21 protein-coding genes, 2 tRNA genes, 1 pseudogene and 1 riboswitch are annotated in these 26,427 nt (G+C 68.5%); of the genes and pseudogenes, 12 read left to right on the forward strand and 12 right to left on the reverse strand.

Features of this window, described 5'->3' with window-relative positions; translation table 11 throughout:
- Positions 1 to 157 precede the first annotated feature (157 nt).
- Positions 158 to 2,224: a cache domain-containing protein gene (locus PW843_19415; GenBank protein ID MDE1148748.1), complete on the reverse strand. Its 2,067-nt coding sequence runs from the start codon at positions 2,222 to 2,224 to the stop codon at positions 158 to 160.
- A gap of 704 nt (positions 2,225 to 2,928) precedes the next feature.
- Between PW843_19415 and PW843_19420 the strand changes: the two genes are divergently transcribed.
- The 4 genes from PW843_19420 (at position 2,929) to PW843_19435 (ending at position 6,862) form a co-directional block, all read left to right on the forward strand.
- Entirely contained in the window at positions 2,929 to 5,712 is a 2,784-nt protein-coding gene (locus tag PW843_19420; GenBank protein ID MDE1148749.1) for a M1 family metallopeptidase, read from the forward strand.
- Between the two features lie 124 nt (positions 5,713 to 5,836).
- Entirely contained in the window at positions 5,837 to 6,175 is a 339-nt protein-coding gene (locus PW843_19425) for a heavy metal-binding domain-containing protein (GenBank protein ID MDE1148750.1), read from the forward strand.
- Between the two features lie 128 nt (positions 6,176 to 6,303).
- Positions 6,304 to 6,672: a hypothetical protein gene (locus PW843_19430; GenBank protein MDE1148751.1), complete on the forward strand. Its 369-nt coding sequence runs from the start codon at positions 6,304 to 6,306 to the stop codon at positions 6,670 to 6,672.
- Positions 6,673 to 6,785: 113 nt separating this feature from the next.
- Positions 6,786 to 6,862 (forward strand) — tRNA-Arg (locus PW843_19435).
- A gap of 25 nt (positions 6,863 to 6,887) precedes the next feature.
- Here PW843_19435 and PW843_19440 read toward each other — a convergent pair.
- Complete coding sequence (locus tag PW843_19440) at positions 6,888 to 8,663, reverse strand: tetratricopeptide repeat protein (GenBank protein ID MDE1148752.1); 1,776 nt, start codon at positions 8,661 to 8,663, stop codon at positions 6,888 to 6,890.
- A 39-nt stretch (positions 8,664 to 8,702) separates the two neighbouring features.
- Positions 8,703 to 9,068: pseudogene (locus tag PW843_19445) on the reverse strand (tetratricopeptide repeat protein).
- Between the two features lie 276 nt (positions 9,069 to 9,344).
- On the opposite strand from PW843_19445, the gene polA reads away from it, so the two are divergent.
- The gene (gene polA, locus PW843_19450) at positions 9,345 to 12,248 is read left to right on the forward strand and encodes a DNA polymerase I (GenBank protein MDE1148753.1); all 2,904 of its coding nucleotides are present in this window, start codon (positions 9,345 to 9,347) and stop codon (positions 12,246 to 12,248) included.
- 136 nt (positions 12,249 to 12,384) lie between these two features.
- On the opposite strand, the gene PW843_19455 is transcribed toward polA, so the two are convergent.
- From PW843_19455 to thiO, 3 genes are all read right to left on the reverse strand, one after another.
- A complete protein-coding gene (locus tag PW843_19455; GenBank protein MDE1148754.1) occupies positions 12,385 to 12,987 on the reverse strand; it encodes a thiamine phosphate synthase in 603 nt (200 codons plus the stop codon).
- Complete coding sequence (locus tag PW843_19460) at positions 12,987 to 13,760, reverse strand: thiazole synthase (protein MDE1148755.1); 774 nt, start codon at positions 13,758 to 13,760, stop codon at positions 12,987 to 12,989. The genes PW843_19455 and PW843_19460 overlap by 1 nt, the downstream gene beginning before the upstream one ends.
- Positions 13,753 to 15,156 (reverse strand): glycine oxidase ThiO, encoded by a 1,404-nt coding sequence (gene thiO, locus PW843_19465; GenBank protein ID MDE1148756.1) that lies wholly within the window; start codon positions 15,154 to 15,156, stop codon positions 13,753 to 13,755. The genes PW843_19460 and thiO overlap by 8 nt, the downstream gene beginning before the upstream one ends.
- Positions 15,146 to 15,255, reverse strand: a riboswitch (TPP riboswitch). It overlaps the preceding gene by 11 nt.
- Positions 15,256 to 15,417: 162 nt before the next feature.
- On the opposite strand from thiO, the gene motA reads away from it, so the two are divergent.
- Both motA and PW843_19475 read left to right on the forward strand, forming a co-directional pair.
- Positions 15,418 to 16,278 carry a flagellar motor stator protein MotA gene (gene motA / locus PW843_19470; protein MDE1148757.1) on the forward strand — a complete coding sequence of 287 codons (861 nt, stop codon included), beginning with the start codon at positions 15,418 to 15,420 and terminating at the stop codon, positions 16,276 to 16,278.
- Between the two features lie 362 nt (positions 16,279 to 16,640).
- Entirely contained in the window at positions 16,641 to 17,246 is a 606-nt protein-coding gene (locus PW843_19475; protein MDE1148758.1) for a DJ-1/PfpI family protein, read from the forward strand.
- A 178-nt stretch (positions 17,247 to 17,424) separates the two neighbouring features.
- Here PW843_19475 and PW843_19480 read toward each other — a convergent pair whose 3' ends face one another.
- Entirely contained in the window at positions 17,425 to 18,489 is a 1,065-nt protein-coding gene (locus PW843_19480; GenBank protein ID MDE1148759.1) for a COX15/CtaA family protein, read from the reverse strand.
- Between the two features lie 103 nt (positions 18,490 to 18,592).
- Positions 18,593 to 20,698, reverse strand: a complete 2,106-nt coding sequence (locus PW843_19485) for a S9 family peptidase (protein ID MDE1148760.1) — start codon at positions 20,696 to 20,698, stop codon at positions 18,593 to 18,595.
- A gap of 255 nt (positions 20,699 to 20,953) precedes the next feature.
- On the opposite strand from PW843_19485, the gene PW843_19490 reads away from it, so the two are divergent.
- Positions 20,954 to 21,610, forward strand: a complete 657-nt coding sequence (locus PW843_19490; GenBank protein ID MDE1148761.1) for an HAD family phosphatase — start codon at positions 20,954 to 20,956, stop codon at positions 21,608 to 21,610.
- A 217-nt stretch (positions 21,611 to 21,827) separates the two neighbouring features.
- Here the strand turns inward: PW843_19490 and PW843_19495 are convergent, their stop codons facing one another.
- Positions 21,828 to 22,112, reverse strand: coding sequence for a hypothetical protein (locus PW843_19495; GenBank protein ID MDE1148762.1), 285 nt, complete (start codon positions 22,110 to 22,112; stop codon positions 21,828 to 21,830).
- Between the two features lie 147 nt (positions 22,113 to 22,259).
- Positions 22,260 to 23,540 carry a PQQ-dependent sugar dehydrogenase gene (locus PW843_19500; protein ID MDE1148763.1) on the reverse strand — a complete coding sequence of 427 codons (1,281 nt, stop codon included), beginning with the start codon at positions 23,538 to 23,540 and terminating at the stop codon, positions 22,260 to 22,262.
- A 198-nt stretch (positions 23,541 to 23,738) separates the two neighbouring features.
- Here PW843_19500 and PW843_19505 point away from each other — a divergent pair, with 198 nt between their 5' ends.
- Positions 23,739 to 24,158: a YccF domain-containing protein gene (locus PW843_19505; GenBank protein MDE1148764.1), complete on the forward strand. Its 420-nt coding sequence runs from the start codon at positions 23,739 to 23,741 to the stop codon at positions 24,156 to 24,158.
- 9 nt (positions 24,159 to 24,167) lie between these two features.
- Here PW843_19505 and PW843_19510 read toward each other — a convergent pair whose 3' ends face one another.
- Positions 24,168 to 25,235, reverse strand: a complete 1,068-nt coding sequence (locus PW843_19510; protein ID MDE1148765.1) for a hypothetical protein — start codon at positions 25,233 to 25,235, stop codon at positions 24,168 to 24,170.
- A 170-nt stretch (positions 25,236 to 25,405) separates the two neighbouring features.
- On the opposite strand from PW843_19510, the gene PW843_19515 reads away from it, so the two are divergent.
- The 3 genes from PW843_19515 to PW843_19525 all read left to right on the forward strand — a co-directional run bounded on the left by PW843_19515 (position 25,406) and on the right by PW843_19525 (position 26,259).
- Positions 25,406 to 25,666 (forward strand): hypothetical protein, encoded by a 261-nt coding sequence (locus tag PW843_19515; protein ID MDE1148766.1) that lies wholly within the window; start codon positions 25,406 to 25,408, stop codon positions 25,664 to 25,666.
- A gap of 69 nt (positions 25,667 to 25,735) precedes the next feature.
- Positions 25,736 to 26,017 (forward strand): BrnT family toxin, encoded by a 282-nt coding sequence (locus PW843_19520; protein MDE1148767.1) that lies wholly within the window; start codon positions 25,736 to 25,738, stop codon positions 26,015 to 26,017.
- Complete coding sequence (locus PW843_19525) at positions 26,014 to 26,259, forward strand: helix-turn-helix domain-containing protein (GenBank protein ID MDE1148768.1); 246 nt, start codon at positions 26,014 to 26,016, stop codon at positions 26,257 to 26,259. Before PW843_19520 ends, PW843_19525 begins: the two co-directional genes overlap by 4 nt.
- Positions 26,260 to 26,294: 35 nt before the next feature.
- On the opposite strand, the gene PW843_19530 is transcribed toward PW843_19525, so the two are convergent.
- Positions 26,295 to 26,381, reverse strand: a tRNA-Leu gene (locus PW843_19530).
- Positions 26,382 to 26,427 lie beyond the last annotated feature (46 nt).

The following is a 26,427-nucleotide window of genomic DNA, read 5'->3' on the forward strand; positions in this document are numbered from 1 at the left end:
CCCAAGGTAAAACTCACCCTGGCCCTCTACTCCACCTGGAGCGTAGCGACAAGGCCGCGACCGCGGCCACCGCAGATTTCTGGGGAGCGTGAGCGGACTGGAAATCGAGGATAGCCCAAGGGCCGGATGGCCCGCCGGCGCCTGAGGCGAACGAAAGCTACATCTCCCGCAGCGCCTTCATGAAGCCTTCCACCGCCTGGTTCAGGCGGCCGGCCTCGCGGCTCAGGCCGCCGGCGGTGCCCAGCACCTCGCCCGCGGCACTGCCGGCACTTTCGGTGGCGGCGGTCAGTGAGGTCAGGGTGCGGGTAACATGGCTGGTGCCGTCGGCCGCCTCCGCCACGTTGCGGGCGATCTCACGGGTGGCGGCCCCCTGTTCCTCCACCGCGGCGGCGATGGCGGCGGCGACCTCGTTCACCTCGCGGATGGTGGCCTCGATGCGGGCCATGGCCTCAACACCCTGGCCCGTGCGCTGGCTGATGTCCTGGACGTACTGGGTGATCTCTTCCGTGGCCTTGGCGGTCTGGCCGGCCAGGGTCTTCACCTCTGACGCCACCACGGCGAAGCCCTTGCCGGCGTCGCCCGCCCTGGCCGCCTCGATGGTGGCGTTCAGGGCCAGCAGGTTGGTCTGGCTGGCGATGTCGCTGATCAGGCCGACGACGGCGCTGATGCGGTCCGACGCCTCGGCCAGGCTGCCCATGGTGCCACCGGTGGCCGAGGCCTCCGCCACCGCGCGGGCGGCGATGCTTTTGGACCGTTCGACCTGGCGGCCGACCTCATCCACCGAGGCCGCCAGTTCCTGGGCGGCGGCGGCCACTGTCTGCACGTTGTTGGAGGTCTGGCTGGCGGCGGCCTGCACGTCCTGCGCCTGGACGCTGGCGGTGCCGGTGTTGTCGGTCAGGGTACGGGCGCCGCCTTCCAGGTGATGGGCGGCACTGGTGACGGCCGTGGCCACGCCCTGCACGTCGGTCTCGAACGCGGCGGCCAGGCGGGCCTGCCGCGTCACCACCGACCAGGTCATCATCGGGCCGACATACCGGCCGTCGGTGTCGCGCACCGCGGCCAGGCGCAGTTCCAGTTCCTCATCCTCGCCGGCGCCAACACCGACGGCCCCCTTCAGGGCCAGGCGGGTCTGCCACGGCAGGCGGGCGGGGTCCTTCACCACGGCGCGGATGTCGGCACCCGCGCCATGGAACAGGTCGATGCCGGCGCCCACCGCCGTGCCGCCCGGCAGCGGCCGGGGCAAGGGGGCGCCCAAGGTCTTCAGCGCGGCCTCGCTGGCGGCGTTGGCATAGGTGATGCGGAAGTCCTGGGCGGCGTCGGCCAGCAGGACGTTCAGCGGCATGTCGTCCACCATCTGCTTCAGACGGAAGACGTCGGCCACCACGCCGCGCAGGGCACCGGCGGCGCGCAGCATGCGCCCGATCTCATCCCGGCGCTGGGTGGGGCGGATCTCCACCGTCGTGTCGTTATCGGCCAGGCGTTCCAGCAGGCGCGCCACCAGCAGGGTGGGACGGCCGACCCAGCGGCTGGCCAGCCACCAGGCGGCCAGGCCCAGCACCACGGCCAGCGCCACGCTGGCCACCAGGATGCTGGTCTTCAGGCGGTCCACCGCCTCGGCGAAGATGCGCTTCTGGATGCCGGTGTACAGCACGCCGATGGTGTGGCCGGTGCCGTCCTTGATGGGGTCGTAGGCGGTGTAGTAGGGCACGCCCAGGATGTCGGCCTCACCCCGATAGGCTTCACCCTTGCCCACCACCGTGTCGTAGACGGCGCCGCGGGCCAGGGGCGTGCCCACCGCGCGGGCGCCATCGGGCTTCATCACGTTGGTGGCGATGCGCATCATCTCGCCATCCTTGGCGGCGAAGATGGTGGCGGTGCCGCCCACCAGGCGCTTCACCGTATCGACCGATTCCGTGTTGCCCTGCAAGTCGGTGTCGCCGGCGTAAAGCTGCCCGTCCTTCAGGCTATAACCCTTGCCGTAGCCCTCCAGCACGTGCCAGGCGACGCGCATGTTGGCGTCCTGCCGATCCTTGGCCAGTTCCATGGTGAAACCCGCCAGCAGCACGTGGCTGATGCCCATGCTGACCACCGTCAGCAGCGTCACCGCACCCACGATCAGCAGGGCGATGCGGGTGGCAACCGACAGGTCGAACAGGCGGCGGGCGGTACCGCTCCCATTTTCGGAGATGGCGGTGCCGCGGCCGGCGGACTGGGCTTGGAACATGGTCTTCACTCTCCAAAAAAAACAAAGTCCGCCGAACCGCGGGGACACGTGAGGGGCGTCGGCATGCAGGCACGACAAAAAGACGAAGCTGCCCAGGCGCTCCCCCTGGACACGATGCCCGCGGCCGAACGCCGCACACCCATCTTTCTGGATGACACCCTAAATATAGAACCTCTCAAATTAGATCCAGGGGACTCGGCATGCCATTTTCGAAGATTAGACCGTCGCAAGGACAATCCGCCCCTTAACAAGGCAACAACCTTTCCTTCACTACATGGGCGATCTTCGGGGCAATTGGTTAATCAGACGATAAACATATACATAAGTATTGGTTATTGCCGCACCATGACTTGATATCGCGATATCATCTCTATTGAAGAAGTGGTTCACCCACCCAATTAAAGTCCACCAACATCCAATCAAAGCACCAAGGTTGATGTATCAACCAAGATACGCCGGCCATTTGTGTAAAGTTTTCGCCATTAATAAATCGGCCTGACTTGCCGCCTATCCATGCCGCCGTCCTGGGACCACCGCCCTGAACGGCCCGGCGCCCCCCCGAAATGCGGCAAACGCGTGATAATGACGCCCCCACCATCGCGCCGGACGCGGCAATTGAACTGAGGGGGCGGCACAGGCACACTCCCCCACCGCATGAGAAGCGCCCAGCGTGGCGCCGGCACTACCAGAGTAGGAGTGGGCGTATGCCGTGTTCGTCGATGGGTTTTAGAGGTGCTGTCAAAACTGTTCTGACGGCGGCCCTTTCGGCGACTGCGGCGCTCTGTTTCGCCTCCCCACCTTGTCTTGCCGCCGACGGCCGCCTGCCGGCCAGCATTTCGCCCCTGCACTATGACCTGACCGTCATCCCCAATGTGGAGGCGCGGACCTTCGCGGGAGAGGTGCATATCGATATCGATGTCGCCACCGCCACGCCCGCCGTGGTGCTGAACACCGAAAGCCTGACGCTGGACCGCGTCACCATCGATGGCCAGCCCGCCACCAGCATCACCCCGGATACGGCGAACCAGACGACCACCCTGGGCACCGCCGCCCCGCTGGTGCCCGGCCACCACACGGTGGATATCGCCTATCGCGGCGTGATCGAGCAGACGGCGCGCGGCCTGTTCTCGCTGGACTACAGCGGCACCGATGCCAAGGGGGCGGCCACGCCCGCCCGCATGCTGCTGACCCAGTTCGAATCCGGCGACGCCCGCCGCTTCCTGCCCTGCTGGGACGAACCGTCGGACAAGGCGACCTTCAGCCTGTCGGTGATGGCGCCCCAGGGGCAGGCGGCCATATCCAACATGCCGGTGAAGACCGACGAGGTCCTGGCCGACGGCCGCCACCTGGTGCATTTCCAACCCACGCCGCGCATGTCCAGCTATCTGCTGTTCCTGGCCATCGGCGACCTGGAACGCGCCACCGCCCAGGCCGGCGACGTGGAGGTAGGCGTGGTGGTGCGGCGCGGATCGCTGGACAAGGCGCGCTTCGCCCTGGACACGGCGGTGGAGATCCTGGCGCGCTACAACGACTATTTCGGCACGCCCTATCCCCTGCCCAAGCTGGACTTCATCGCCGCCCCCGGTGCCGGCGGCTTCGGCGCCATGGAGAACTGGGGCGCCATCATGGCGTTCGAGAAGGACCTGCTGCTGGACCCCGGCCTGTCCAACGAGACCGCCCGCCAGCGCGTGTTCCAGGTGGTGGCGCATGAGATGGCGCACCAATGGTTCGGTGACCTGGTGACCATGGCCTGGTGGGACGACCTGTGGCTGAACGAGGGTTTCGCCTCATGGATGGAGGCCAAGGCCATGGCGGCCCTGCACCCCGACTGGTCGCCCTGGCTGGTGGCCATGCCGGCGATGGAACGGGCCAAGCGCCTGGACGCCCGCGCCTCCACCCACCCGGTGGTGCAGCCCATCAATTCCGTGGCCGAGGCGGACGAGGCCTTCGACAACATCACCTATGACAAGGGCCAGGCCGTCATCCGCATGATCGAGGCCACGGCCGGCGAGGCCGTGTTCCGCGACGGCGTGCGCCGCTACATCAAGCGCAACGCCTATGGCAACGCCACCACCCGCGACCTGTTCAAAGCGGTGGAGGAGGCGGGCGCCAAGGACGTGCTGCACATCGCCACCGACTTCGTCACCAAGCCCGGCATCCCCCTGGTCAGTGCCGGCGCCGCCAGTTGCGGCGCGGGTGCCGCCGCCCCGGCGCCAACGGCGTCGAAGAAGCCCCACGCCAAGGCCGCCAAGGGCAAGAAGGCGGCCCCGGCCGCCACTCCCGCACCGGCCACCGGCGGCGGCAAGACCGAGGTGTCGCTGCGCCAGTCACGTTTCGCGACCGAGCCGGTGACCATCCCCGACCAGTACCATCTGCACGACCGGCTGTGGGACATCCCGGTGCCGCTGGCCACGGTCGGCGCCTCCGGCGGCTTGGGCAACGAGACGCACACCCTGCTGTCCGCCGCCACCGCCCAGGCGGCAGTGCCCGGCTGCGGCGCCCTGCTGGTCAATGCCGGCCAGACCGGATACCTCCGCGTCGCCTATTCCGAGGCGGCGTTCCAGGCCCTGGTGGACCGCGTCGACCAGTTGCCGGCCATCGACCAGTTGGGCCTGATGTACGACAGCGCCGCCTTGGGCGAGGCCGGGCAGATGGCCATGACCGACAGCCTGGCCCTGATCCGCGCCCTGCGCCCGGATGCCGACGCCACCGTCTGGCAGCAGGCGGCCGATCACCTGCGCCAGGTGGACGGCTATTACGCCGGCCGGCCGGGCCAGGCGGCCTTCCGCGTCTTCGCCCGCGGCGTGCTGGCCCCCGTGCTGGCCGGCATCGGCTGGGACCCCCGGCCGGGCCAGGGCGACAAGGTGGAACTGGAGCGCGCGGCCCTGATCCTGGCGCTGGGCGCCTTCGACCACCCCGACACCCTGACGGAGGCGGAGCGGCGCCTGGCGGCGGAGACCAGCGACCCCACCGCCCTGCCGGCCGGCATCCGCCTGCCGGTGCTGACCGTGGTGGCGCAGCACGCCGACGCCGCCACCTTCAACCGGCTGCACGCCCTGGCCGCCGGCACCACCGACGCGCTGGCCCGCCGGCAGCTGTACATCCTGCTGGGATCGGTGCGCGACCCGGCGCTGGCGGAAAAGGCCTTGAACCTGAGCCTGACGGACGAGGTGGCGACCACCACCGCCCCCAACCTGATCCTGGCGGCGGCCGACGCCAACCCGGACCAGGCCTGGCGCTTCATCGCCGCCCATGCCGACACAATCCAGGCCAAGCTGGACGCCATCCAGCGGTATGAGTTCTTCGCCAGCGTGGCGAAGCGCTCCAACGACCCCGCCCGGGTGGATGATCTGAACGCCTATGCCGAGGCCCATGTACCGGCGGACGCGCGCAAGGGCATCACCCAGGCAGCCGCCGAGATCGCGTTCCGCGCCAAGATCGCCGACGGCCGCCTGCCCCAGGTGGACAGCTGGCTGGCATCGCATTAGCTCCCCGCCGGTTGCGGTAGCGCAATCTTGTGAAGGATATGCTTTCTGATCCAACGCACCCGTGGCGCCCCGGCCCACACGGGCGTAAGCTTTCTGTCATGAGACAGGAGGCGCCCTTGGCCCGATGTACGGAGAACCCATGCTGGTGGTGACGACGGAGAATGTCGCCGGCCATCGCGTCCTGGCGGTGAAAGGCCAGGTGTTCGGCGTGGTGGTGCGCAGCCGGGGTTTGGCCGGCAACATCGTCGCCGCCCTGCGCACCCTGATCGGCGGCGAGATCCGCGAATACACCCAGATGCTGGAGGAAGGCCGCCGCCAGGCCATCGACCGCATGGTGGCCAATGCCGGCGCCATGGGCGCCAACGCCATCGTCATGATGCGGTTCGACAGCTCGGAAATCGGCCAGACCATGAGTGAGATCGTCGCCTACGGCACCGCCGTCGTCCTGGAACCCGTGACCTGAAACCCGGAGACGCCTGACAAACAGAAGACCGGCACGCCTGCGCCTGGATGAGCATGAAACGCGGTCCCGCCCGACATTCCGGGACATCCGCCGCCGGAATGGGGACCCTGACAGGGAGTTGAGCGCCCATGTCCGTGTTGCACCTCCACCTCGCCCCCCGCGCCGCCGGCCGACCCGGCGCCGCCGCGACGCGCCAGCCGGCCTGCACCTGGCTACTGCTGGCCAGCGTCCTGGCCTTCGCCCTGGTCCTGGCTGCCTGGCTGGCGGAAATGGTTACCGTCTTTCCCATCGGCATCCTGATCGGCACCGCCGCCCTGGCCGTGGCCGCGTGCGTGGAGCGGGTGCGCTACAAGCCCTTGCTGACCGCCCTTCCCGGCCCCGGCTGGCACGACACCGGCGAGCGCTTCACCGACCCCGCCACCGGCTTCGCCGTGGCCGTCTATTTCAACGCCGCCCGCATGGAACGCTGCTACGTGCGCCTGGGCCCGCCGGCCTGAACGGCCCGCCCCGGACCGGGCGTTGCGCGGCCCCACCATAGGGTTTGCATTACCCCCGCCTTGCCTGTATGGTGCGCGCCGCGCCGCCGGGAACCCGGCGTGACGCCCGGCATGGACCCGTAGCTCAGCTGGATAGAGCGCTGCCCTCCGAAGGCAGAGGTCGTACGTTCGAATCGTATCGGGTCCGCCACCTTTCCCCTTTCAGAAATCGCAGATCAACCGGCCCTCAGGGTTGCCAGGGCCGCACGCGCCTGGGCGATGGGTGCCTGCCAGTCGCCCGGCGTCGTCTGGCGGAACTGGCGCAGCGTGGGGTACCAGGGGGAATCGGCGCGGTGCAGCAGCCAGCGCCAGCAGCTGTCGAACCGGTTCAGCAGCCAGGCAGGCCGCCCCAGGGCGCCGGCCAGATGGACGACCGCCGTATCGACACCGATCACCAGATCCAGGTTGGCGATCAGGGCGGCGGTGTCGGCGAAATCGGTGGCATCCGGCATCAGGTCGATCAGGCCCAGCCCCGCCGGTGCGGCCGTCCCCTCCTTCTGCAGGCTGAAGAAAGACACGCCCGGCACCCCCGTCAGCGGCGCCAGCAGGCGCGGGTCCAGCGACCGGCGGCGGTCTGGAGCATTGCTGTGCGGATTGCCGGCCCAGACCAGGCCCACCCGCAGCCGGGGGCCATCGGGGCAGGCGGACGCCATGCGCGCCGCCCAAGCCGCGACATCGGCCGTGTCCGGTGCCAGGTAGGGGACGTTGGCCGGCACGGCGTCCAGCGTGGTCTGGAACGCCAGGGGCAGGCTCAACAAGGGGCAGTGCAGGTCAAAGGATGGCAACGGGTCGCCGGCGGCCACCACCTGGGCCACACCATCCAGGCCGCGCAGCAGGCGCACCAGCGGCCGGTGCGCCTCCACCACCACACGGAAGCCGCGCGCCACCGCCAGCGGGGCGTAGCGGCAGAATTGCAGCGTGTCGCCTAAACCCTGTTCGGCGTGCAGCAGCAGCGTGCGGCCGGCCGCCGCCTCCCCCCGCCATTGCGGCTGGGAAAAGGCGCGCCGGGCATGGCCCATCTGGGTGGTGCGCCAGCGTTCCTCATACTCTCGCCAGCCTTGGGCGTAGTCGCCCATCAGCAGCCGGGTGAGGGACATGTTCCAGCGCACATCCGCCGAGGCATCGCCCGACGCCAGCGCCTGGTCGTAATGGGCCAGCGCCTCCGCCGGCCGGGCCAGGTCGGTCAGCAGCAGGCCGGCATTGCCGTGGGCCACGGCCATGCCGGGGGACAGGGCCAGGGCCTGGCGGTAATGGTCCAGCGCCGCCTCGAAGCGGCCGGCGGTCCGCAGGACGTTGGCCAGGGTGACATGGGCGTCGGCGCTGTCGGGCCGAAGACGCACCGCCTGTTCCGCATGGTCCAGGGCGCCCTCCACATCCTTCTGCCCGGCCAGGGCGTCCGCCAGGTTGGCATGGGCATCGGCCAGGTCGGGTTGCAGGGCCAGGGCCTGGCGGATGGCGGCCACGGCCTCCGCCGGCCGGCCGCGCCGCTTCAGGACGGAGCCCAAATTGTTCAGCACGTCGGCCCGGTCCGGCGCCAACGTGTGGGCCTGGACCAGGCGGGCCTCCGCCTCCTCCAGCCTATCCAGGTCGTGCAGGGCCACGCCCAGGTTCGACAGGCTGTCGATGTGGCCAGGCGCCAGTTCCAGCGCCCGGCGGTAATGCGGCTCCGCCGCCGCCGGCCGGCCCTGGTCCAGCAGCAGGTTGGCCAGGTTGTAATGGCCGTCACGGTGGCCTGGGTCCAGGGCGATGGCCTGGCGGTAGGCGGCCTCGGCGGGGGCCGGCTGGCCCGCCGCGCGCAAGGCGTTGCCCAGGTTGAACGGAAAGGCGGCGCGGCCGGGCGCCAGCGCCATCGCCCGTTCGAAACAGGCCGCCGCCTCGGCCGCCTGGCCCAGGGCCAGCAGGACCGTGCCCAGGTTGCTGTGCGTGTTGGTGGCGTTGGGGTTCAGCGCCACCGCCCGGCGGTAGGCGTCCGCCGCCTCCGCCGGCCGGCCCTGGTCCCGCAGGACGTCGCCCATGCCGGCGTGGGCGGCGGCGACCGTGCCATCCAGGCCGAGGGCGCGGCGGAAGCAGGCCGCCGCCCCGTCCAGCTGCCGCTGGTCATGCAGGATGTTGCCCAGATTGGCGTAAAAGGCGGCCACGTCGCCCCGGACCGCGATGGCCTGGCGGATCAGGTCGGCCGCCGGGTCCAGGTGGCCCGCCTGATAGGCCACCATGCCCAGCAGGTGCAGGGCGTCGGCATGGCGGGGCTGAAGGGCCAGCACCTGGCGATACAGCCCTTCCGCCTGCGCCAGGCGGCCGGCGGCGTGGTGGCCGGTCGCCTGCTGGAACAGGGCGTCGTCCTGGCGATCGCGATCCATGGGGTAAGCCTGTTCCATCCGTTCAGATGGCGCCCATTAGAAGGCACCCGGACAGCAATGCAAAGAAGCGTCATGCGCACCGGCCCACCGGTCGGGCCGGCCCCCTCGACAGCCCCGCCCCGATGGGCCATGGTGCGGGCCCAGGGATGCCCGCTGCCCGTGCCGGCATCCGTTCCGTCCGTCACGCTGAAGATGCCCGCCATGGCCGATACGCCCGCCAACGCCATTCCCGTTCCCCCGGACGCGCCCACGCCCGTCACCGGCGTTCCGGCCCCGATGGGCGCCGTGAAAGAGACGCTGTACCTGGTGGACGGCTCGGGCTTCATCTTCCGGGCCTATCATGCCCTACCGCCCCTGAACCGGCCGGACGGCACGCCGGTCAACGCCGTGTTGGGCTTCACCAACATGCTGATGAAGCTGTTGGCCGACGTGAAGGTGCGGTCGGTCGCCGTCATCTTCGACAGCAAGCGCGAGAATTTCCGCAACGCCATCTATGCCGAGTACAAGGCCCACCGGCCGCCGCCGCCGGAAGATCTGGTGCCGCAGTTCGCGCTGATCCGCGAGGCGGTGGACGCCTTCAACCTGCCCTGCCTGGCGCTGGAGGGGTATGAGGCCGACGACCTGATCGCCACGTACGCCCGCCTGGCGCGTGAGGCCGGCCGCGACTGCGTCATCGTCTCCTCCGACAAGGATCTGATGCAGCTGATCACCGACGGCGTCGGCCTGCTGGACCCGATGAAGAACAAGAGCATCGGCGCCGATGAGGTGATGGAGAAGTTCGGCGTCGCCCCCGACCGGGTGGTGGACGTGCAGGCCCTGGCCGGCGACAGCGTCGATAACGTGCCGGGCGTGCCCGGCATCGGCGTCAAGACCGCGGCCCAGCTGATCACCGAATACGGCGACCTGGACGGCCTGCTGGCCCGCGCGCATGAGATCAAGCAGCCCAAGCGGCGCGAGGCCCTGACCCTGCACGCCGAGATGGCGCGCATCTCGCGCCAGCTGGTGCGCCTGGACGCCCACGCCCCCGTGCCGGAACCCCTGGAAGCGTTGAAGGCGCGGGCGCCCGACCATGACAAGCTGGTGGCCTGGCTGCGCGAACAAGGCTTCCGTTCCGCCATCCAGAAGGTGGAGGGTGAGTTCCTGCGCGATGGCGGCACGCCCGCCGCCCCGGCCCTGACGCTGGAAGCGACGCCGGCCGCCGCCAAGGCGGGCGGCGAGCAGCGCACCGACGCCGTGCGCGCCGCCTTCAACAGCCGCTTCTACAGCACCGAGGTCGCCCCCATCGGCGAGCCCACCATCCCCGCCCCCGCCGAGGTCAGCTACGAACTGGTGCGGGATGCGGCAGCACTGAAGCGCTGGGTGGACGCGGCCACACTGGCCGGCACCGTGGCGGTCGATACCGAGACCGACGGCCTGTCGCCCAACACCGCCAAGCTGGTGGGCTTTTCCCTGTCCCACACGCCGGGCCGCGCCTGTTATGTGCCGGTGGGGCACATCAATCCCGACGCGCCCAAGGAACAGGCCGGCGGCTTCGATTTCGGCGAGGCCCCGCCCCCGCCGGAACAGATCGCGCTGGAAGACGCGCGCGCCCTGCTGGCGCCCCTGCTGGCCGATCCGTCGGTGCTGAAGGTCGGGCAAAACCTCAAGTTCGACCTGCGCGTCCTGGCCCGCCACGGCTTCGCCGAGAACGCGGCCGCCATCGCGCCGGTGGACGACACCATGCTGCTGTCCTACGCCCTGGGTGCGGGTGCCCACGGCCACGGCATGGATGAGCTGGCGCAGCGCCACCTGGGCCACACCTGCATCACCTTCGATGAGGTGACGGGCACCGGCAAGAACCGTATCACCTTCGACCGCGTGCCCCTGGACCGCGCCTGCGCCTACGCGGCGGAGGACGCGGACATCACCCTGCGCCTGCACCAGGTGCTGAAGGCCGACGTGCTGCGCCGCCACCTGGTGACGGTGTATGAGACGCTGGACCGCCCCCTGACGCCGGTGGTGGCGACCATGGAGGATGCCGGCATCCTGGTGGACCGGGCCATGCTGGCCGAACTGTCGCGCGACTTCGCCGGCCGCCTGGCCAAGCTGGAGGAGGATATCCACCTGCTGGTGGGCCACCCCTTCAACGTCGCCAGCCCCAAGCAACTGGGCGAGGTGCTGTTCGATGAGATGGGCCTGCCCGGCGGCAAGAAGGGCAAGACCGGCGCCTATTCCACCGACAGTGGCGTGCTGGAGCCCCTGGCCGAACAGGGGGTGGAGGTGGCGCAGCGCGTGCTGGACCACCGGCAGCTGGCCAAGCTGAAATCCACCTACACCGACGCGCTGCAACAGCAGATCGACCCGGTCACCGGCCGCGTCCACACCAGCTTCGCCCTGGCCGCCACCGCCACCGGGCGCCTCAGTTCCACCGACCCCAACCTGCAGAACATCCCCATCCGCACGGAGGAGGGGCGCAAGATTCGCCGCGCCTTCATCGCACCCGAGGGCCATGTGCTGCTGTCGGTGGACTACAGCCAGATCGAACTGCGCCTGGTGGCGGAGATCGCCGACGTGCCGGCCTTGAAGCGGGCCTTCACCGAAGGCATCGACATTCACGCCATGACGGCGAGCCAGGTGTTCGGCGTGCCGCTGGACCAGATGACGGGCGAGATTCGGCGCAAGGCCAAGGCCATCAACTTCGGCATCATCTACGGCATCTCCGGCTTCGGCCTGGGCCGCCAGTTGGGCATCGGCCCCGGTGAGGCCGGGGCCTTCATCAAGCAGTATTTCGAACGCTTCCCCGAACTGGCGGGATATTTCGAGCGGACCAAGGCCGAGGCCAAGGAGAAGGGCTACGTCACCACCCTGTTCGGTCGCCAGTGCTGGATCCAGGGCATCAAGGAAAGCAACGCCGCCCGCCGCGCCTTCGCCGAGCGCCAGGCCATCAACGCCCCCATCCAGGGTACCGCCGCCGACATCATCCGCCGCGCCATGGCCCGCATCCCGGCGGCACTGACGGGGGCCGGCCTGAAGGCCCGCATGCTGTTGCAGGTGCACGACGAACTGCTGTTCGAGGTGCCGGTGGCCGAGGTGGACGCGACCATCCCCGTGGTGCGCGCGGTGATGGAGGGGGCGGCAAGCCTGAGCGTGCCCCTGGTGGCCGAGGCCGGCACGGGGCGGAGTTGGGGCGAGGCGCACTAGGCGTCCGCCTCAGGCGCCGGCAGGCCCGTCCGCGCCTTTGGCTTGTCCTCGATTTCCGTCCGCTGCGCTCCCCGGAAATCTCCGCCGGACGCGGTCGCGTCCTGGAAAAAGAAGAAGCCGGCCGGCACTTGGCGCCTTAACCCCACGCCGCCAGCAGGTCACGGACGACAGTGCCCGGATCGTCCGCGCGCATGATTGTGCCCATGACCGCCAGGCCGGCCGCCCCGGCGGCGCGCACCTCGGCGGCGTTGGCGGGGGTGATGCCGCCCAGGGCCAGGGCTCCCGGCAGATGGGGCAGCGCCTGGGGACCCAGGGCCGGGCCGTAGCCGGGTTTGGACGGCGTCTCATAAATGGGGCTGAGGGTGGCGTAGTCGGCACCGCCCAGCCCCTCGTCCGGATGGTGGCGCGACAACCCTACCAGGGCGCGAGCGCCTAAGCGGGCGCGGGCGGCGCGTACGTCGCCGTCGGCACCGAGGTGCACACCGTCACACAAGGCCGCCGCCGCCAGGTCGCCGTGCACCGTCAGCGTGGCACCGTAATGCCGGGCAATAGGGCGCAGGCGTTGCACCAGGTCCAGCCGCTCGGCCGGGGCCAGATCCTTCTCGCGCACACTGGCCCAGCGGCAGCCGGCGGCGAACACCCGGTCCAGCAACGTGGGCAGGGGCAACACCGCCTGGGACCGGTCGGTGATCACCAGCAGCGGCGGGTCCGGCAGGGCGAAAGGGGGGCGCGGCCGCATCAGCCGCCGATCAGGCCCAGTTCGGGACTGGACGCCTCCGCCCGCAGGCGCTTCGGGATGCGGCCGGCCAGGCGGGCCAGGCGCCCCCCGGCCACGGCATGCCCCATGGCGGCGGCCATGCGCACGGGATCGGTGCTTTTGGACACCGCCGTGTTCAGCAGCACGGCGTCACAACCCAGTTCCATCGCCAGGGCCGCGTCCGATGCCGTGCCGATGCCGGCATCCAGGATGACCGGTACCGTGCTGCGCGCGCAGATCGTTTCGATATTGTAAGGATTCAGGATGCCCAGGCCCGTACCGATGGGCGCCCCCAGCGGCATGACGGCGGCACAGCCGACGTCGGCCAGGCGACGGCAGACGATGGGATCGTCGGTGCAATAGGGCAGGACGGTGAAGCCATCCTCCACCAACTGCGCCGCCGCCGTCACCAGCTGTTCCACATCCGGATACAGCGTTTCGCGGTCGCCGATCAGTTCCAGCTTGATCCAGCTGGTGTCCAGCGCCTCACGCGCCAATTGGGCGGTCAGCACGGCGTCCTTAACCGTGGCGCATCCCGCCGTGTTGGGCAGCAGCCAGGCGCGGTCCCGTACCAGGTCCAGGATGCCCTCGGCCCCGCCCGCCATGTCCACCCGCCGGATGGAGACGGTGACGACCTCAGCCTTCGAGGCCGCCAGGCTGTCCAGGAAGACCTGCTGGTTGGGATACCCCGCGGTCCCGAGGAACAGGCGGGAGGTGAACGCCTTGCCGGCGATGCGGAACAGGTCTTCAGCCACCTTGCAGCACCTTCACGATTTCGATGGCGTCGCCGTCGGCGACGGCGCGCTCGGCCCAGCGGGCGCGGGGCACCACGGTACCGTTGACGGCCACGGCGATGCCGCGGGCGCCTAAAGCCACGCCGGCCTCATCCAGCAGGGCCGGAAGGAACAGGTCGGCGATATGGTCGCGGATCTTGCCGTTGACGGTGATCATGCCCGCGGCCCCCTTCAACGCCGCCCGGTCCTCAAAGCGCCCGATGCCGAAGGGCGCCAGCAGCGGATCGACGCGGCCGGTGAGAATGTGGTCGGCCAGCAGGTCGGCCGTGCCGGGGGTCAGCAGGATGCCGTTGCGGTGGTGGCCGGTGGCCATGACCAGGCCGCCCACCCCCGGCACCGGCCCCAGGATGGGTGCGTCGTCCCGGCTGCCGGGGCGGAAGCCCGTCCACATCTCCTCGATCGGCAGTTCCTCCACCCCCGGCAGGGCGCGCCACGCCGCCTCCAGCAGGGCCAGCACGCCGCCGGCGGTCAACCGGTCGTCCCAGCCCTTTTCCTCCGTCGTGGCGCCCACGATCAGGCGGCCGTCCAGCCGGGGCACCAGATAGCATTTGGGCGGCCACACCACATGGCGCAGCAGCGGCTGGCCGGGGTCCATGCGCAGGGACAGCATCTGGCCCTTCACCGGCCGCACCGGCGGCACCGCCCCCTCGGGCAGGCCCGCCAACTGGCGCGACCAGGCGCCGGCCGCCAGCACCACGATGTCGGCCGGGCGCACCACGCCCGCCACCACGACGCCGTCCGCGCGGCCGGCCGTCGCCGACAGCGCCTCGACGCTTGTATCCTCATGCAGGCGGGCGCCCGCCTTGAGGGCGGCCACGCGTAGGGCCACCGCCAGCTTGCGGTTGTCCACCTGGCCGTCATCGGCGCCCAGCACGCCGGCGGCGGCACGGGGGTTCAGCCAAGGTTCACGTTCCTTCACCTGGGCACCGGTCAGCCAGGCGACATTGAGGCCCAAGGCCCGCTGGAACTCGTATCCGCTACGCAGCACCTCGACATCGTCGCGGGTCAGCGCCACCTGCATCGTCCCCTCGGCGCGCAGATCCACCGCGACACCGCTATAGGCCTCAAGCTCAGCCGCGAAGGCGGGCCAGCGCCGCTGGCTGTCCAGGGTCAGGGGCAGCAACGCCTCCTCACCCGGTTCCGTCTCCACGGCGGCGGCCAGCATGCCGGCGGCGGCATGGGTGGCCCCCCGGCCGCTGCTTCCCTGGTCAAAGACATCGACGGCGCAGCCGGCGGCGGCCAGCCGCCAGGCGAGCGACAGGCCGATGCAGCCGGCACCGATGATGGCCACCACTGGGGCCAACGACGGCTTGGCGCCGGAACCGTTTTGCGGAAATGGAATAAGGGTCTTGGGCAACGCGATCTCCCTTCGCCGGCATGATCCGGAGCAGGTTCCATGGGTGTGATCTCAGCCGCGTTGCCTGGTCAGTCAGGTGCGGCACCCCAGTCGATGACCGCGACCATGGCCGACCCGGCTGCCTTATTCAAGGGTCTTGGACATGCGTCCGCCTCACGCCGCCATGCCCTGTGAGCGGCGACCTGCCCCATCGGAGGTTTGACAAGCACGGTGATTGTCTGGACTCTGCAAACACTGGAGTACAGCTATCAAGGTCAGCTCATGTTTGCCGCCATCGGCCTGCTCGGTGTGTTCATCTGCGTGTTCGGGTCGTTCGTGATCTTCGGCGGCAAGATCGGCATCATCATCGAGGCCTTGCCGGGTGAGTTCATGACCATCGGCGGGGCCGCCATCTGCGGCTTCATCGTTTCCAACAGCTCCCACGTCATCAAGCAATCGCTGAAGGACGTGAAGCGCATCTTCCCCGGCGCCAAGTTCCACAAGAAGGATTATATGGAGCTGCTATCGCTGCTCTATCAAATCCTGAAGACGATGAAGACCAAAGGCGTGCTGGCGATTGAACAGCACATCGAAAAGCCGATGGAAAGCAACATCTTCAATGCCTACCCGGCGATCATGAAGGACCCCTTCACGGTCAAGTTCATTTCCGATTACCTGCGCATGTTTTCCATCGGCGTGGATAACCCCCACGAACTGGAAGCGCTGATGGAGCAGGAGATCGAGAAGAGCAAGCATGAGGACCTGCACTCCAGCCACGCCTTCCAGAACATGGCCGACGCCATGCCGGCGCTGGGTATCGTCGCCGCCGTGCTGGGCGTCATCAAGACCATGGCATCCATCACCGAGCCGCCGGAAGTGCTGGGCAAGCTGATCGGCGGCGCGCTGGTCGGCACCTTCATGGGCATTTTCATGTCCTATTGCCTGCTGGCGCCGATCGCGTCGCGCCTGAAGGGCATCTCGGAGGAAGAAAACCAGTTCTATCACGTCATCCGGGCGGCCATCACGGCCCACCTGGCGGGCTACGCCCCGCAGGTTTCCATCGAGGCGGCGCGAAAAAAGGTGCCGACCGAATACATGCCCGACTTCAACGAACTGGAAGAGGCGCTGTCGGCCATCAGCTAGCCTCAAGCACCCGCCACCCCACCCATAAGGTTAGGACAGGACGGGCGGCGGCGTGCCAAAGGGTGGCTGCCGCATCGCAACCCAGCCATGATGCGCCGCACCCCCGATTCGGGGCTGAAGACGATTGACCTTCGGCGCCCGAAAGGCCAACTACCATGCCATGCGAATAGAGCGTCATCCCATCGGCCCGGCATGCATCACGACAGCCGCCCACGCCTGACGCTTTGCCATGGCCGCCCATTCCTGGGTGGCCATTTTCACGAGGCAGCACAACCCTCGCCCTGCCATCGGCGCCGCCCCCCTGGGAACGGCGACGGGAAGGTGTCGGTCGCACGCCGCCGAAACAACATAGGAGAGCTAGTTTGACCGAGCTGTCGATCGCCGGGAAGTCCGTCGCCATTCTGATCGCCAATGGCTTTGAAGAAGTTGAAATGACCGAAGCCCAGCGCGCCCTGCTGCGCGCGGGCGCCGCGCCCAAGATCATCTCCCCCGAGCAGGGCCTGGTGAACGGCTGGCACGGCACCTCCTGGGGCCACTACTTCCCCACCGACAAGCAGGTCGGCGAAGTGTTAGCCGCCGACTTCGACCTGCTGGTCCTGCCGGGTGGCGAGCGCAGCGTGACCAAGCTGGCCTCCAACCCGCACACCCGCCGCATCGTCGGCAGCTTCATGGATGCCGGCAAGGGCATCGCCGCCATCAACCACGGCGTCCAGCTGCTGGCCGTCGCCCAGCGCCTGAAGGGCCGCACCGTGACCGGCCATGAAGCCGTGCGCGAGGCCGCCGAGGCCCAGGGCGCCACCTGGGTGGCCGAGGAAGGCCAGAACATGAACATCGACCGCTTCCTGCTGACCGCCCGTGGTCCGGAAGAAGTGGTGCCGGAGTTCATCGAGACCATGCTGCGCGTCTTCGGCGAAGCCATCGAGCACCGCCGCCAGGCTGCCCTGGAAAAGGCCGCCGCTGCCGCGTAAGGCTGGTTTTGATTGAAGAAAAAGGGCGCGAAGCACCGGCTTCGCGCCCTTTTTCTTTGCCCTCAGGCGCCGGCAGGTCCATCCGAACCTTTGGCTATCCTCGTTTTGCAGTCCGCTGACGCTCCCCACAAAACTCCGGCGGACGCCGTCGCGTCCTATGTGACTTTCCGGGTCCCGCTCAACCCCGCCGATATTCCATCACGGTCCAGGTGAACAGGCCCAGCAGGACCAGGGCGCCGGCCTGGTGGGTGGCAGCCACGTGCACCGGTACGAACAGCAGCAGGGTGGTGATGCCCAGGCCGATCTGCACCAGCACCATGGCGGCGACGGCGATGGCCAGCGACCGCACGCGGCCCTGCACCCCGGCCGAGAGCGCCCGGATGGCGTAGGACCACACCACCAGGCCGGTCAGGATGGCCAGCCAGCGGTGGGTGAACTGCACGGCCGCCGTGTTCTCCAGGAAGTTCAGCCAGGCGGGGCTGAGGTTCCACATCTCTTCCGGCGCCAGGGTGCCGTTCATCAGCGGCCAGGTGTTGTAGGCCATGCCGGCATCCAGGCCGGCGGTGAAGGCGCCCCACACCATGGTGGTGGCAACCAGCGCCATGGCGATGCCGGCGTGACGGCGCAGGGTGGCGCGCTTGGCGTGCAAGGTGGCCGACGCCTGCGGAAACAGCAGCGGCACGGCGGTGGCCAGCATGGCGACGTAGATCAGCACCGCCAGCGACAGATGCGCCGCCAGACGGTAGTGGCTGACGTCCGGCCGGTTCACCAGGCCGCTTTTCACCATGTACCAGCCCAAGGCCCCCTGCAGCCCGCCCAGGATGAACAGGACGATCAGGCGCGGCACCAGGCTGCGCGGCACGCGGCGGGTGAAGGCGAAGAACAGGAAGGGCAGCAGGAAGACGACGCCGATCAGCCGACCCACCAGGCGGTGGAACCATTCCCAGAAGAAGATGCCCTTAAACTGCGCCAGGTCCATGCCGCTGTGCTTCAGGGCGTATTCCGGTGTGGCCTGGTACTTGGCGAATTCCTCCGCCCAGGCGGCCTGCCCCAGGGGCGGCAAGGCGCCCGCCACCGGCTTCCATTCCGTGATGGACAGGCCGCTTTCCGTCAACCGGGTGATGGCGCCGATGACGGCCATGGCGAACACCATGGCGGCGCAGACCAGCAGCCAGATGCCGATGGCACGATAGGGCGCCGCGGCGGAACGGGCGCGGGCGGCGGGGAAAGGCGTGACGGTCACGGGGCTTCGGGCCTTTTGAAAAGAAAAAGGGCTGGGGCGGACTATAAGCCCACCCCAGCCCCCATACAAACATCGGTGGCCGGACAAATTGCCCGGCGCGACCTTACAAACCTTTCCCGAACGCCCGCAGCAGGAAGGCCTGGGTCAGGGCGATTTCCTTCAGCTTGTCGAAGCGGCCGGCGGCGCCGGCGTGACCGGCGCCCATCTCGGTACGCGACAGCAGGACGTGGTCGTCGGTCTTCAGCGTGCGTAGCTTGGCCGCCCACTTGGCCGGTTCCCAGTAGGTGACGCGCGGGTCGCTGAGGCCGGCGGTGATCAGCAGGTGGGGATAGGCCTTGGCCGCCACGTTGTCATAGGGGCTGTAGGACTTCAGCCGCTGATAGACGTCCGGCTCGTTGGGATTGCCCCACTCATCATATTCGATGACCGTCAGCGGCAGGCTGTCGTCCAGCATGGTGTTGACCACGTCGACGAAGGGCACCTGCGCCACCACGGCACGGAACAGGCCTTCCGGTGCCATGTTGGCGACGCCGCCCATCAGCAGGCCGCCGGCGCTGCCGCCCTCGGCCGAGATGCTGCCGGCCTTGGCATACCCCTGGGCGACCAGGAACTGTGCCACGTCGATGAAGTCGGTGAAGCTGTTGATCTTCTTCTCCAGCTTGCCGTCCTCATACCAGCCGCGGCCCAACTCATCCCCGCCGCGGATGTGGGCGATGGCGAAGGCGAAACCCCGATCCAGCAACCCTAAGCGGCTGGCGGAGAAATAAGGGTCCATGCCATGGCCGTAGGCGCCATAGGCGTAGAGGTGCAGGGCGCCCGAGCCATCCCGGGGGAAATCGCGGCGATGGACGATGGACACCGGCACCAGGGTGCCGTCGCGGGCGGGCGCCAGCAGGCGGGCGCTGACATACAGGTCGGCGTCGTAGCCGCTGGGGATTTCCTGGACCTTGCGGATGGCCAGGGTGCGGTCCTTCAAATCGTAGTCGTAGACCGTGGGCGGCGTCACCAGCGACTGGTAGCGCAGGCGCAGTATGCCCTGATCATAACCGAAGTTGGCACCGGGTCCGACCTCGAACGCGGCATCGGGGAAGGCGATGTCATGGGCCCCGCCGGCCTTGTCCAGTACCCGCACCACCTGGGCGCCGTCCACCCGGGCGTACACCACCAGCCAGTCGCGGAAGGCCATGTGACCGGTGAGATAGGTGCGGTCGGCGGGGGCGATGACCTCCACCCAGTTCTTCTCCGCCGTATCGGCCAGGGGGGCCTTCACCAGGCGGAAATTGCGGTGGGTGTCGTTGGTGATGATCCAGGCGGTGTCGCCCTGATCCTCGATATTGTACTCGTGCCCTTGGCGGCGGGACAGGACCAGGCGGGGGGCCGCCTCCGGCTGGGCGGCGTCCAGCAGCCGCACCTCGGTCGAGACGTTGTTGTGGCCGACAATGCGGATGAAGCGGCCGGACAGGGTCAGGTCCAGGCTGACCATCCAGGCGGCGTCCGCCTCCTCATAGACCAGAACGTCGTCGGTGACGGCGGTGCCCAGCCGGTGCCGCCACACGGTCTTGGGCCGCTGGAATTCGTCCTGGCGGATGTAGAACAGGTGGCGGCCGTCGGCGGACCACACGACACCCGGGGCGGCGTCCGCCACCCCCTCCAGCACCAATTCGCCCGTCTCCAGATCCTTGACCCGCACGCCGTAGCGTTCGGAGCCGTCGGTGTCGGCGGTATAGGCCAGGTGGCGGCCGTCACGCGTCGTCTCAAAATCCGCGACGCGCATGAATTCGTGCTGGGCGGCCAGGACGTTGACGTCCAGCACCACCTCCTCATCCGACGGCGCCGACGGCGCGCTGCCGGCCGGCCAGCGCACGAACACGGGGTAGTTCTGCCCGGCGGCGAAGCGCGACTGGTAGAAATAGCCGTCGCGGCGGTAGGGAACGCCGGTGTCGTCCTCCTTGATGCGGGCGCGCAGTTCCGCCACCAGGGCGGGGCGCAGATCGCCCTCGCCGCCCAGCACCTGCTCGATATAGGCGTTCTCCGCGTTCAGGCAGGCCAGGATGTCGGGGTCCTTGACCTCCGGGAAGGCGGGATCGCGCAGCCAGTCATAGGGGTCGACCCGCACCTCGCCATGGGCGGTCTTCTCCACCGACCAGACCCGGGCGACGGGCGGCTGCGGAAACGCGGACTGGCGGAAAGGCGTCTCGGAGGCTGACATGGGCGACGGCACCGTTGCTGGCATTGAAAATGGATCGCAACGATATGGAGGGCTCCCCACAATGCGCAAGCGGGCCTGAGCGGGTGGGTGCCATGCCCCAGCGCGGCTCCGCTGATCGCGCATGGGTTGAGCCATCACCCATGACTTGCGCGACGGTACGCTGCCATGCCCGGCCGGCACTGGCGGCGACAGGGCGGCCAGGGTATCCCAGAAAGCGCCCCACACACTGCCGCCCCTGGCCCTGAAAGACCGGACATGCCGTTTCCCCATGCCATCCACGCCGTCATCTTCGACATGGACGGCCTGCTGATCGACAGCGAACGGCCCCTGCGCGGCGCCATGCTGGCCGCCGCCGTGACGGTGGAGCGCCCGCTGACGGAGGCGTTCTACAGCACGCTGATCGGCCGCCCCTATCCGGCGGTACGCCAGATGCTGGTGGATCATTTCGGGGGCGAGGCGCTGTTCGAACGCTTCACCACCCTGTACCGCGGCGCCATCCAGGCGCATTTCGAGGCCGGCATCGCCCTGATGACGGGCGTGGTGGAACTGCTGGACGATCTGGACGCCGCCGGCATCCCCATGGCGGTCGCCACCAGCACCCAGCGCGAACGCGCCCTGCACCATCTGACCCAGGCCGGCATCGCGCACCGCTTCCGCGCCATCATCGGCGGCGATGACGTCACCCAGGGCAAGCCCCATCCGGAACCCTACCTGAAGGCCGCCGCCGCGTTGGACATCGATCCCAGCCATTGCCTGGCGCTGGAGGACAGCCACAACGGCATCCGTGCCGCGCACGCCGCCGGCATGATGGCGGTGATGGTGCCGGACCTGCTGTCGCCGACAGCGGAGATCGAGGCGCTGTGCCGCGTGGCCGCCGACCTGCACGAGGTCCGCCGCTGGGTAGCGGCTTAACGTTCACCCTCAGGCGCCGGGCGCCGGCATCCGCCGGCTCGGCTTGTCCTCGTTTTGCAGTCCGCCTTGGGCTCCCCACAAAACTCCGGCGGATGCGGTCGCATCCCAATAGCAGTGTGAGGCAGGACCTCCGCTGATATCCCCTTTTTCCAGGCAACAAAAAGGGCCGGCAGCCTGCGCTGTCGACCCTTGTTACAACCGTCCCGGGATGCCTGTCTTAGACCGTCAGGTCCACGAAGGCGCCGCGGGTGCGGCCAGTGTCCGATGCCGACTTCACCTGATCCGCCGTCGGGCTGAGGTTCAGCGTGGCGTTGGTGTTTGCGGAAGACGTGTTGTCGGTATTGGCCGCGTCCGTGTTGCCATCGGACGTGCCCTGGGTCTTCACCGGGGGAACAGGACGCACCTGGCTGCCGTTGCCCGTGGCGTCGGTGGTACCGGCGTTGGGCGACTGGAAGGTGCTGCTGTAACCGGTGCTGTAAAAGTCGATGCCGCCAACAGACATGGCAATGGCCTCCTCTTGACCTCGCCCTTCATATACGCCCATCGGGACCGGTGGACAAGGGCGGGGGCGGCAGATTCTGCCCAGATAAACCACCCCATCCCTTAGGCTAGACTTGCCTTAGGCAACGACCATTGCAGAGTCCAACGGTCACTCCTTGCCTTTTGCATGATAACTGATGCGCCACACGGTGCCGCCGACATCGTCGGCCACCAGCAGGGCGCCGTCATGCGCCAGGGCCAGGCCCACCGGCCGGCCCCAGACCTGGGCCGGATTGGTGCCGGGGATCCAGAAGCCGGTGGCGAAGTTCACGTAATGGCCGGTGGGCCGGCCATGGGTGAAGGGCACGAAGACGATCTTGTAGCCGGTGGGCTTGGCCCGGTTCCAGGAGCCGTGCAGGGTGACGAAGGCGCCGCCCTGGTAGTCGGCCGGGAACTCGTGCCCGGTATAGAACAGCAGGCCCAGCGGGGCGGAGTGCGCCTCGAACAGCAGGTCCGGGGCGATGGCCTTAGCCACCAGGTCCGGCCGCTTTTCCGCGAAGTCCGGCTGCGGATGGTTGCCGATGTAGGAATAGGGCCAGCCGTAGAAACCCTCCGGCTGCAAACGGGTGAAGTAATCGGGCACCAGACCGTCGCCCAGGCCGTCACGCTCGTTCACCACGGCGTAGAGGTCGTCGGTGCCGGGGTAGAATTGCAGGCCCACCGGGTTGCGGGTGCCCGACGCGTAGGTGCGCTTGACCGTGCCGTCCATGTTGAACTCGGTCACCGCCGCCTTGGGCTGGGGATCCTCGCCGATATTGCTCTGCGACCCGATGCCGACGAAGAAGCTCTTGCCGTCGGGGGCGAATTCCAGGGTGCGGGTGCGGTGGCCCTTGGGCTCACCCAAGGCGCCATCCGGCGTCACCTGGATGCGGTCGCCGGCCGGCTTGGTGTCGCCATCCTTGTAAGGGATCTTCCAGACGGCCTTCATGTCGGCCACCCACAAATAGCCGTCATGGAATTCGATGCCGTAGGGTTCCAGGAAGCCGCCGATGAAGGTGACCGGCTGGTCAGCCGTGCCGGTGCCTTTGGCATCGCGTAGCAGGGTGATCTCCCCCGGCTTTTCCTGGCGGGCCAGGAAGACGTCGCCGTTGGGCGCCACCGCCAGGTTGCGCGCATGGCTGAGGCCGGTGGCGAAGACGCCAACGGTGAAGCCCTTGGGCACGGTCAGGTGCGCGCCCTCAGGCTTCGGCACCTCTTCGGAGCTGTTGCCCACGCCGTCGGTGGCGTAGGGGGCCGGCAGGTCGGCGGCGCGCACCTGGAAGCGCTGGCCCACCTTCTGTTCCGGATTGTCGGTCTGCGTGGCGGCCCAGGCGGGGCCCAGGACAGGCGTCAGGGCGGTCGCCAGGCTGAGGCCAAGGGCGGAGATGACGGCAAGGCTGCTACGGCGCATGTGCTCGCTCGGGGTAGGCTGTTGGGCTGATAGCGTTGTCACTGTCGGTGACTTTAACCATGTTCGCAAGATCGCAACTGGGGGCTATGCCGGAATGCCGCGGAGGGTGGTCCCAAGCGCCCGTCCCCCGGTGGTCCTGGACGGAATGGCCAGGTTTGCGGGATGATGCGGGTGAATTGTTAAGTGGAGGCCTGGGCCATGATCAGCCTGATAATGAACGTCCTTTGGATCGTCCTGTTCGGTTTCACCGGCGCCCTCGCCTGGTTCTTCGCCGCCCTGCTGATGGTGGTCAGCATCGTCGGCATCCCGTGGGCGCGCGCCGCCTTCAACATGGGGCTGTTCGTGCTGTGGCCCTTCGGCCAGGTGGCGGTGGACCGCCGCCTGCTGACGGGGCGGGAGGATCTGGGCACCAGCCCGGTGGGTTTCCTGGGCAACGTGGTGTGGTTCGTTTTCGCCGGCTGGTGGCTGGCGCTGTATCATCTGGTCGCCGGCATCCTGTGGTTCATCACCATCATCGGCATCCCCTTCGGCATCCAGCACCTGAAGTTCGCCGGCCTGGCCCTGGCCCCCATCGGCAAGGCCATCGTGCCGGCCGACAGCCTGGGGGTTAGGTATTAAGGCGGGCGCCTAACGCCGCAGCGGTTCCAGCAGGTCGGGAATGCGGTCGCGGTCCACGGCGTCCAGGAAGTCGTCGGCCAGGCGGTCGGTCTCCGCCACCACCTGGCGCCAATAACGCTGGCGGTCCGCCGGCGGCATCGCGGTGAAATCCCGCCGGTCGGGAATCTTGCCGTGGGGCAATCCTGCCAGGAAGTCATCCGACGGGCACAGCAGCAGGGTGCGGGCGAGTGACGCCGCACCCGGCCGGCGCCAACGCAGCGCCTTGTCGAACCAGCCCGGCACCACCTTGGCCCCGAAATGGGGGAACAGCACCAGGTCGTCGCCCGCGAACGGGATGTCCAGGTGATAGTCCATGATGCCGCCGTCCATATAGGCGCCGGCGGGCGCGCCGCCGATGTCGCGCACCAGGTCCAGCACGAAGGGGATGGCGCCCGACGCCATCAGGGCGTCCCCCAGATTGGCGGCCGTCAGGGTCACGCGCCGCGTGGGGAAGCCCGCATCCAGATCGAAGGGATCGGCCGCGCGCGGATCGGCGAACAGGGTGCGCTGGAAGAACAGCGGCAGGCTGCGCCGGCTGGCCAAATTGGCCAGGCCCGCGGCACCGATGCCGGCGGCCAGCGGGGCCGGGTGGCGGGCGCTGAGCGGCCCCCGCCCCCGCACCGCCAGGATGGACAGGCGCATGAAGGGATGGTCCAGCACCTCCTGCGCCCCCCGATGGCCGGAGCCCAGGATCACGTCCAGGAAGGCGCGGCTTTCGCGGGTCAGCGTCGGCACGGTGGCGTCGGTCGGCACATAGGCCAGATAGGCGTCCTCGAACCGCTTCAGCACGGCGGCCGGGTCCTTCCGGGCCATGGCGGCGAAGCGCCAACTGCCGATGGAACTGCCCACCAGGGCCAGGGGATGGGTACGGCCCTTGAACCAGCGCGACAGGATGGCCCGGTCCAGCCGGGTCAGCGCCAGCCATTTCGGCCCGCCCGACGCGCCGGCGATGGTACCGAACGCGGCGTCCGACACGCCGTCCCGCCGCAGGCGGGCCATGGCCACCGGTCCCGCCAGGAAACGCAAGGCACCCACCATCCGCCACCGCCCCCTTATGCGAATCTTTCGTCTTGAACCCGGGCGCAAACCCGCGCATGGCTTCGCCCCCGGCGCATCCGCTATGATGCGCTGAACGTTGGGGTGCGTACCTTGCCGCCCCGGCAGAACCAAGCCATCAGCACACGATTGTTATTCAAGGAGTTGCCACCATGTCCACCCCCCACAAGCGCGCCATGGAAGCCGTGCTGGAAGCCGCCGACCTGGATATCAAGGCGGCCCTGGAGGAACGGGGGATCACCGACAAGCATTCGGAAGAGGCCGACGACACCATCCTGGACGTCGCCATCCTGCATGCCTGGCGCATCTTCGTGCGCATCAACGAGGCCCAGGGCCTGACGGTCGATCCCGGCCTGTTCATCGATCTGGCCAGCGAACTGGCCGAAGACATGGCGGAAGACCGGGACCAGTAAGACCGGAAATGTGGGGGCGGGCAAAATCCCGCCCCTGGCAAAAACTCCGTCAATGACGTAGAGTGCGCCATGGAAGTCGAGTTCGATCCCGCTAAGAATGAGATCAACCGGCGTAAGCACGGACTCGATCTGAGCTTTGGAGGCCAGGTGCTGGCCGACCCGGCCTTGATCGAGTTTCTGGATGAATCCATGGACTATGGCGAGAACAGGTTCCTGGCGCTGGGGTTCGTCACCGCCGTCGTTTACGCCGTGGTCTATACGGAACGGCCCAACAGCATTCGCATCATCTCTGTCAGGGCGGCCGATAAGCGGGAACAAGCTGCCTATTTCAGCCACGGAGGAATGCCATGACCAACGACGCCGCTTTTACTGACGAACAGCTTCAGCGGATGCGTCCTCCAGCAGCGGCGAAGCGCATCCGCCGTAGCCTCGGGCTTTCCCAGGAGGATTTCTCGATCCGCTATCACATTCCACTGCGAACCCTGCAGGAATGGGAACAGGGGCGCCGTGAACCGGATGCGGCCGCTCTCGCCTACCTTAAGGTCATTGAGAAAGAGCCCCTGACCACCGCCCGCGCGCTGGCGGCGGAGTAAAGCCAGTACTCAATTAACGAGAAATCGCCCACCCCTGGTGCCCGCTGCCGGGATCGAACCGGCACGCCCGTGAGGGCGAGGGATTTTAAGTCCCTTGCGTCTACCTGTTCCGCCAAGCGGGCACGGAGGTGAAGCGGAAGCGACCCTAGCGGAGGAGGGGCCGAAAGG

This window comes from Azospirillaceae bacterium (assembly GCA_028283825.1).
Taxonomy (GTDB): domain Bacteria; phylum Pseudomonadota; class Alphaproteobacteria; order Azospirillales; family Azospirillaceae; genus Nitrospirillum.

Bases quoted from the DNA above. Each gene is read 5' to 3' on its own strand.
- PW843_19430 (MDE1148751.1), top strand. From the start codon at position 6,304: ATGTCCGTGTTGCACCTCCACCTCGCCCCCCGCGCCGCCGGCCGACCC.
- PW843_19500 (MDE1148763.1), bottom strand. From the start codon at position 23,540: ATGCGCCGTAGCAGCCTTGCCGTCATCTCCGCCCTTGGCCTCAGCCTG.
- PW843_19505 (MDE1148764.1), top strand. From the start codon at position 23,739: ATGATCAGCCTGATAATGAACGTCCTTTGGATCGTCCTGTTCGGTTTC.
- PW843_19455 (MDE1148754.1), bottom strand. From the start codon at position 12,987: ATGCGGCCGCGCCCCCCTTTCGCCCTGCCGGACCCGCCGCTGCTGGTG.
- motA (MDE1148757.1), top strand. From the start codon at position 15,418: ATGTTTGCCGCCATCGGCCTGCTCGGTGTGTTCATCTGCGTGTTCGGG.
- PW843_19495 (MDE1148762.1), bottom strand. From the start codon at position 22,112: ATGTCTGTTGGCGGCATCGACTTTTACAGCACCGGTTACAGCAGCACC.
- PW843_19415 (MDE1148748.1), bottom strand. From the start codon at position 2,224: ATGTTCCAAGCCCAGTCCGCCGGCCGCGGCACCGCCATCTCCGAAAAT.
- PW843_19520 (MDE1148767.1), top strand. From the start codon at position 25,736: ATGGAAGTCGAGTTCGATCCCGCTAAGAATGAGATCAACCGGCGTAAG.
- PW843_19420 (MDE1148749.1), top strand. From the start codon at position 2,929: ATGCCGTGTTCGTCGATGGGTTTTAGAGGTGCTGTCAAAACTGTTCTG.
- PW843_19515 (MDE1148766.1), top strand. From the start codon at position 25,406: ATGTCCACCCCCCACAAGCGCGCCATGGAAGCCGTGCTGGAAGCCGCC.
- PW843_19510 (MDE1148765.1), bottom strand. From the start codon at position 25,235: ATGGTGGGTGCCTTGCGTTTCCTGGCGGGACCGGTGGCCATGGCCCGC.
- polA (MDE1148753.1), top strand. From the start codon at position 9,345: ATGGGCGCCGTGAAAGAGACGCTGTACCTGGTGGACGGCTCGGGCTTC.
- PW843_19425 (MDE1148750.1), top strand. From the start codon at position 5,837: ATGTACGGAGAACCCATGCTGGTGGTGACGACGGAGAATGTCGCCGGC.
- PW843_19490 (MDE1148761.1), top strand. From the start codon at position 20,954: ATGCCGTTTCCCCATGCCATCCACGCCGTCATCTTCGACATGGACGGC.
- PW843_19485 (MDE1148760.1), bottom strand. From the start codon at position 20,698: ATGTCAGCCTCCGAGACGCCTTTCCGCCAGTCCGCGTTTCCGCAGCCG.
- PW843_19525 (MDE1148768.1), top strand. From the start codon at position 26,014: ATGACCAACGACGCCGCTTTTACTGACGAACAGCTTCAGCGGATGCGT.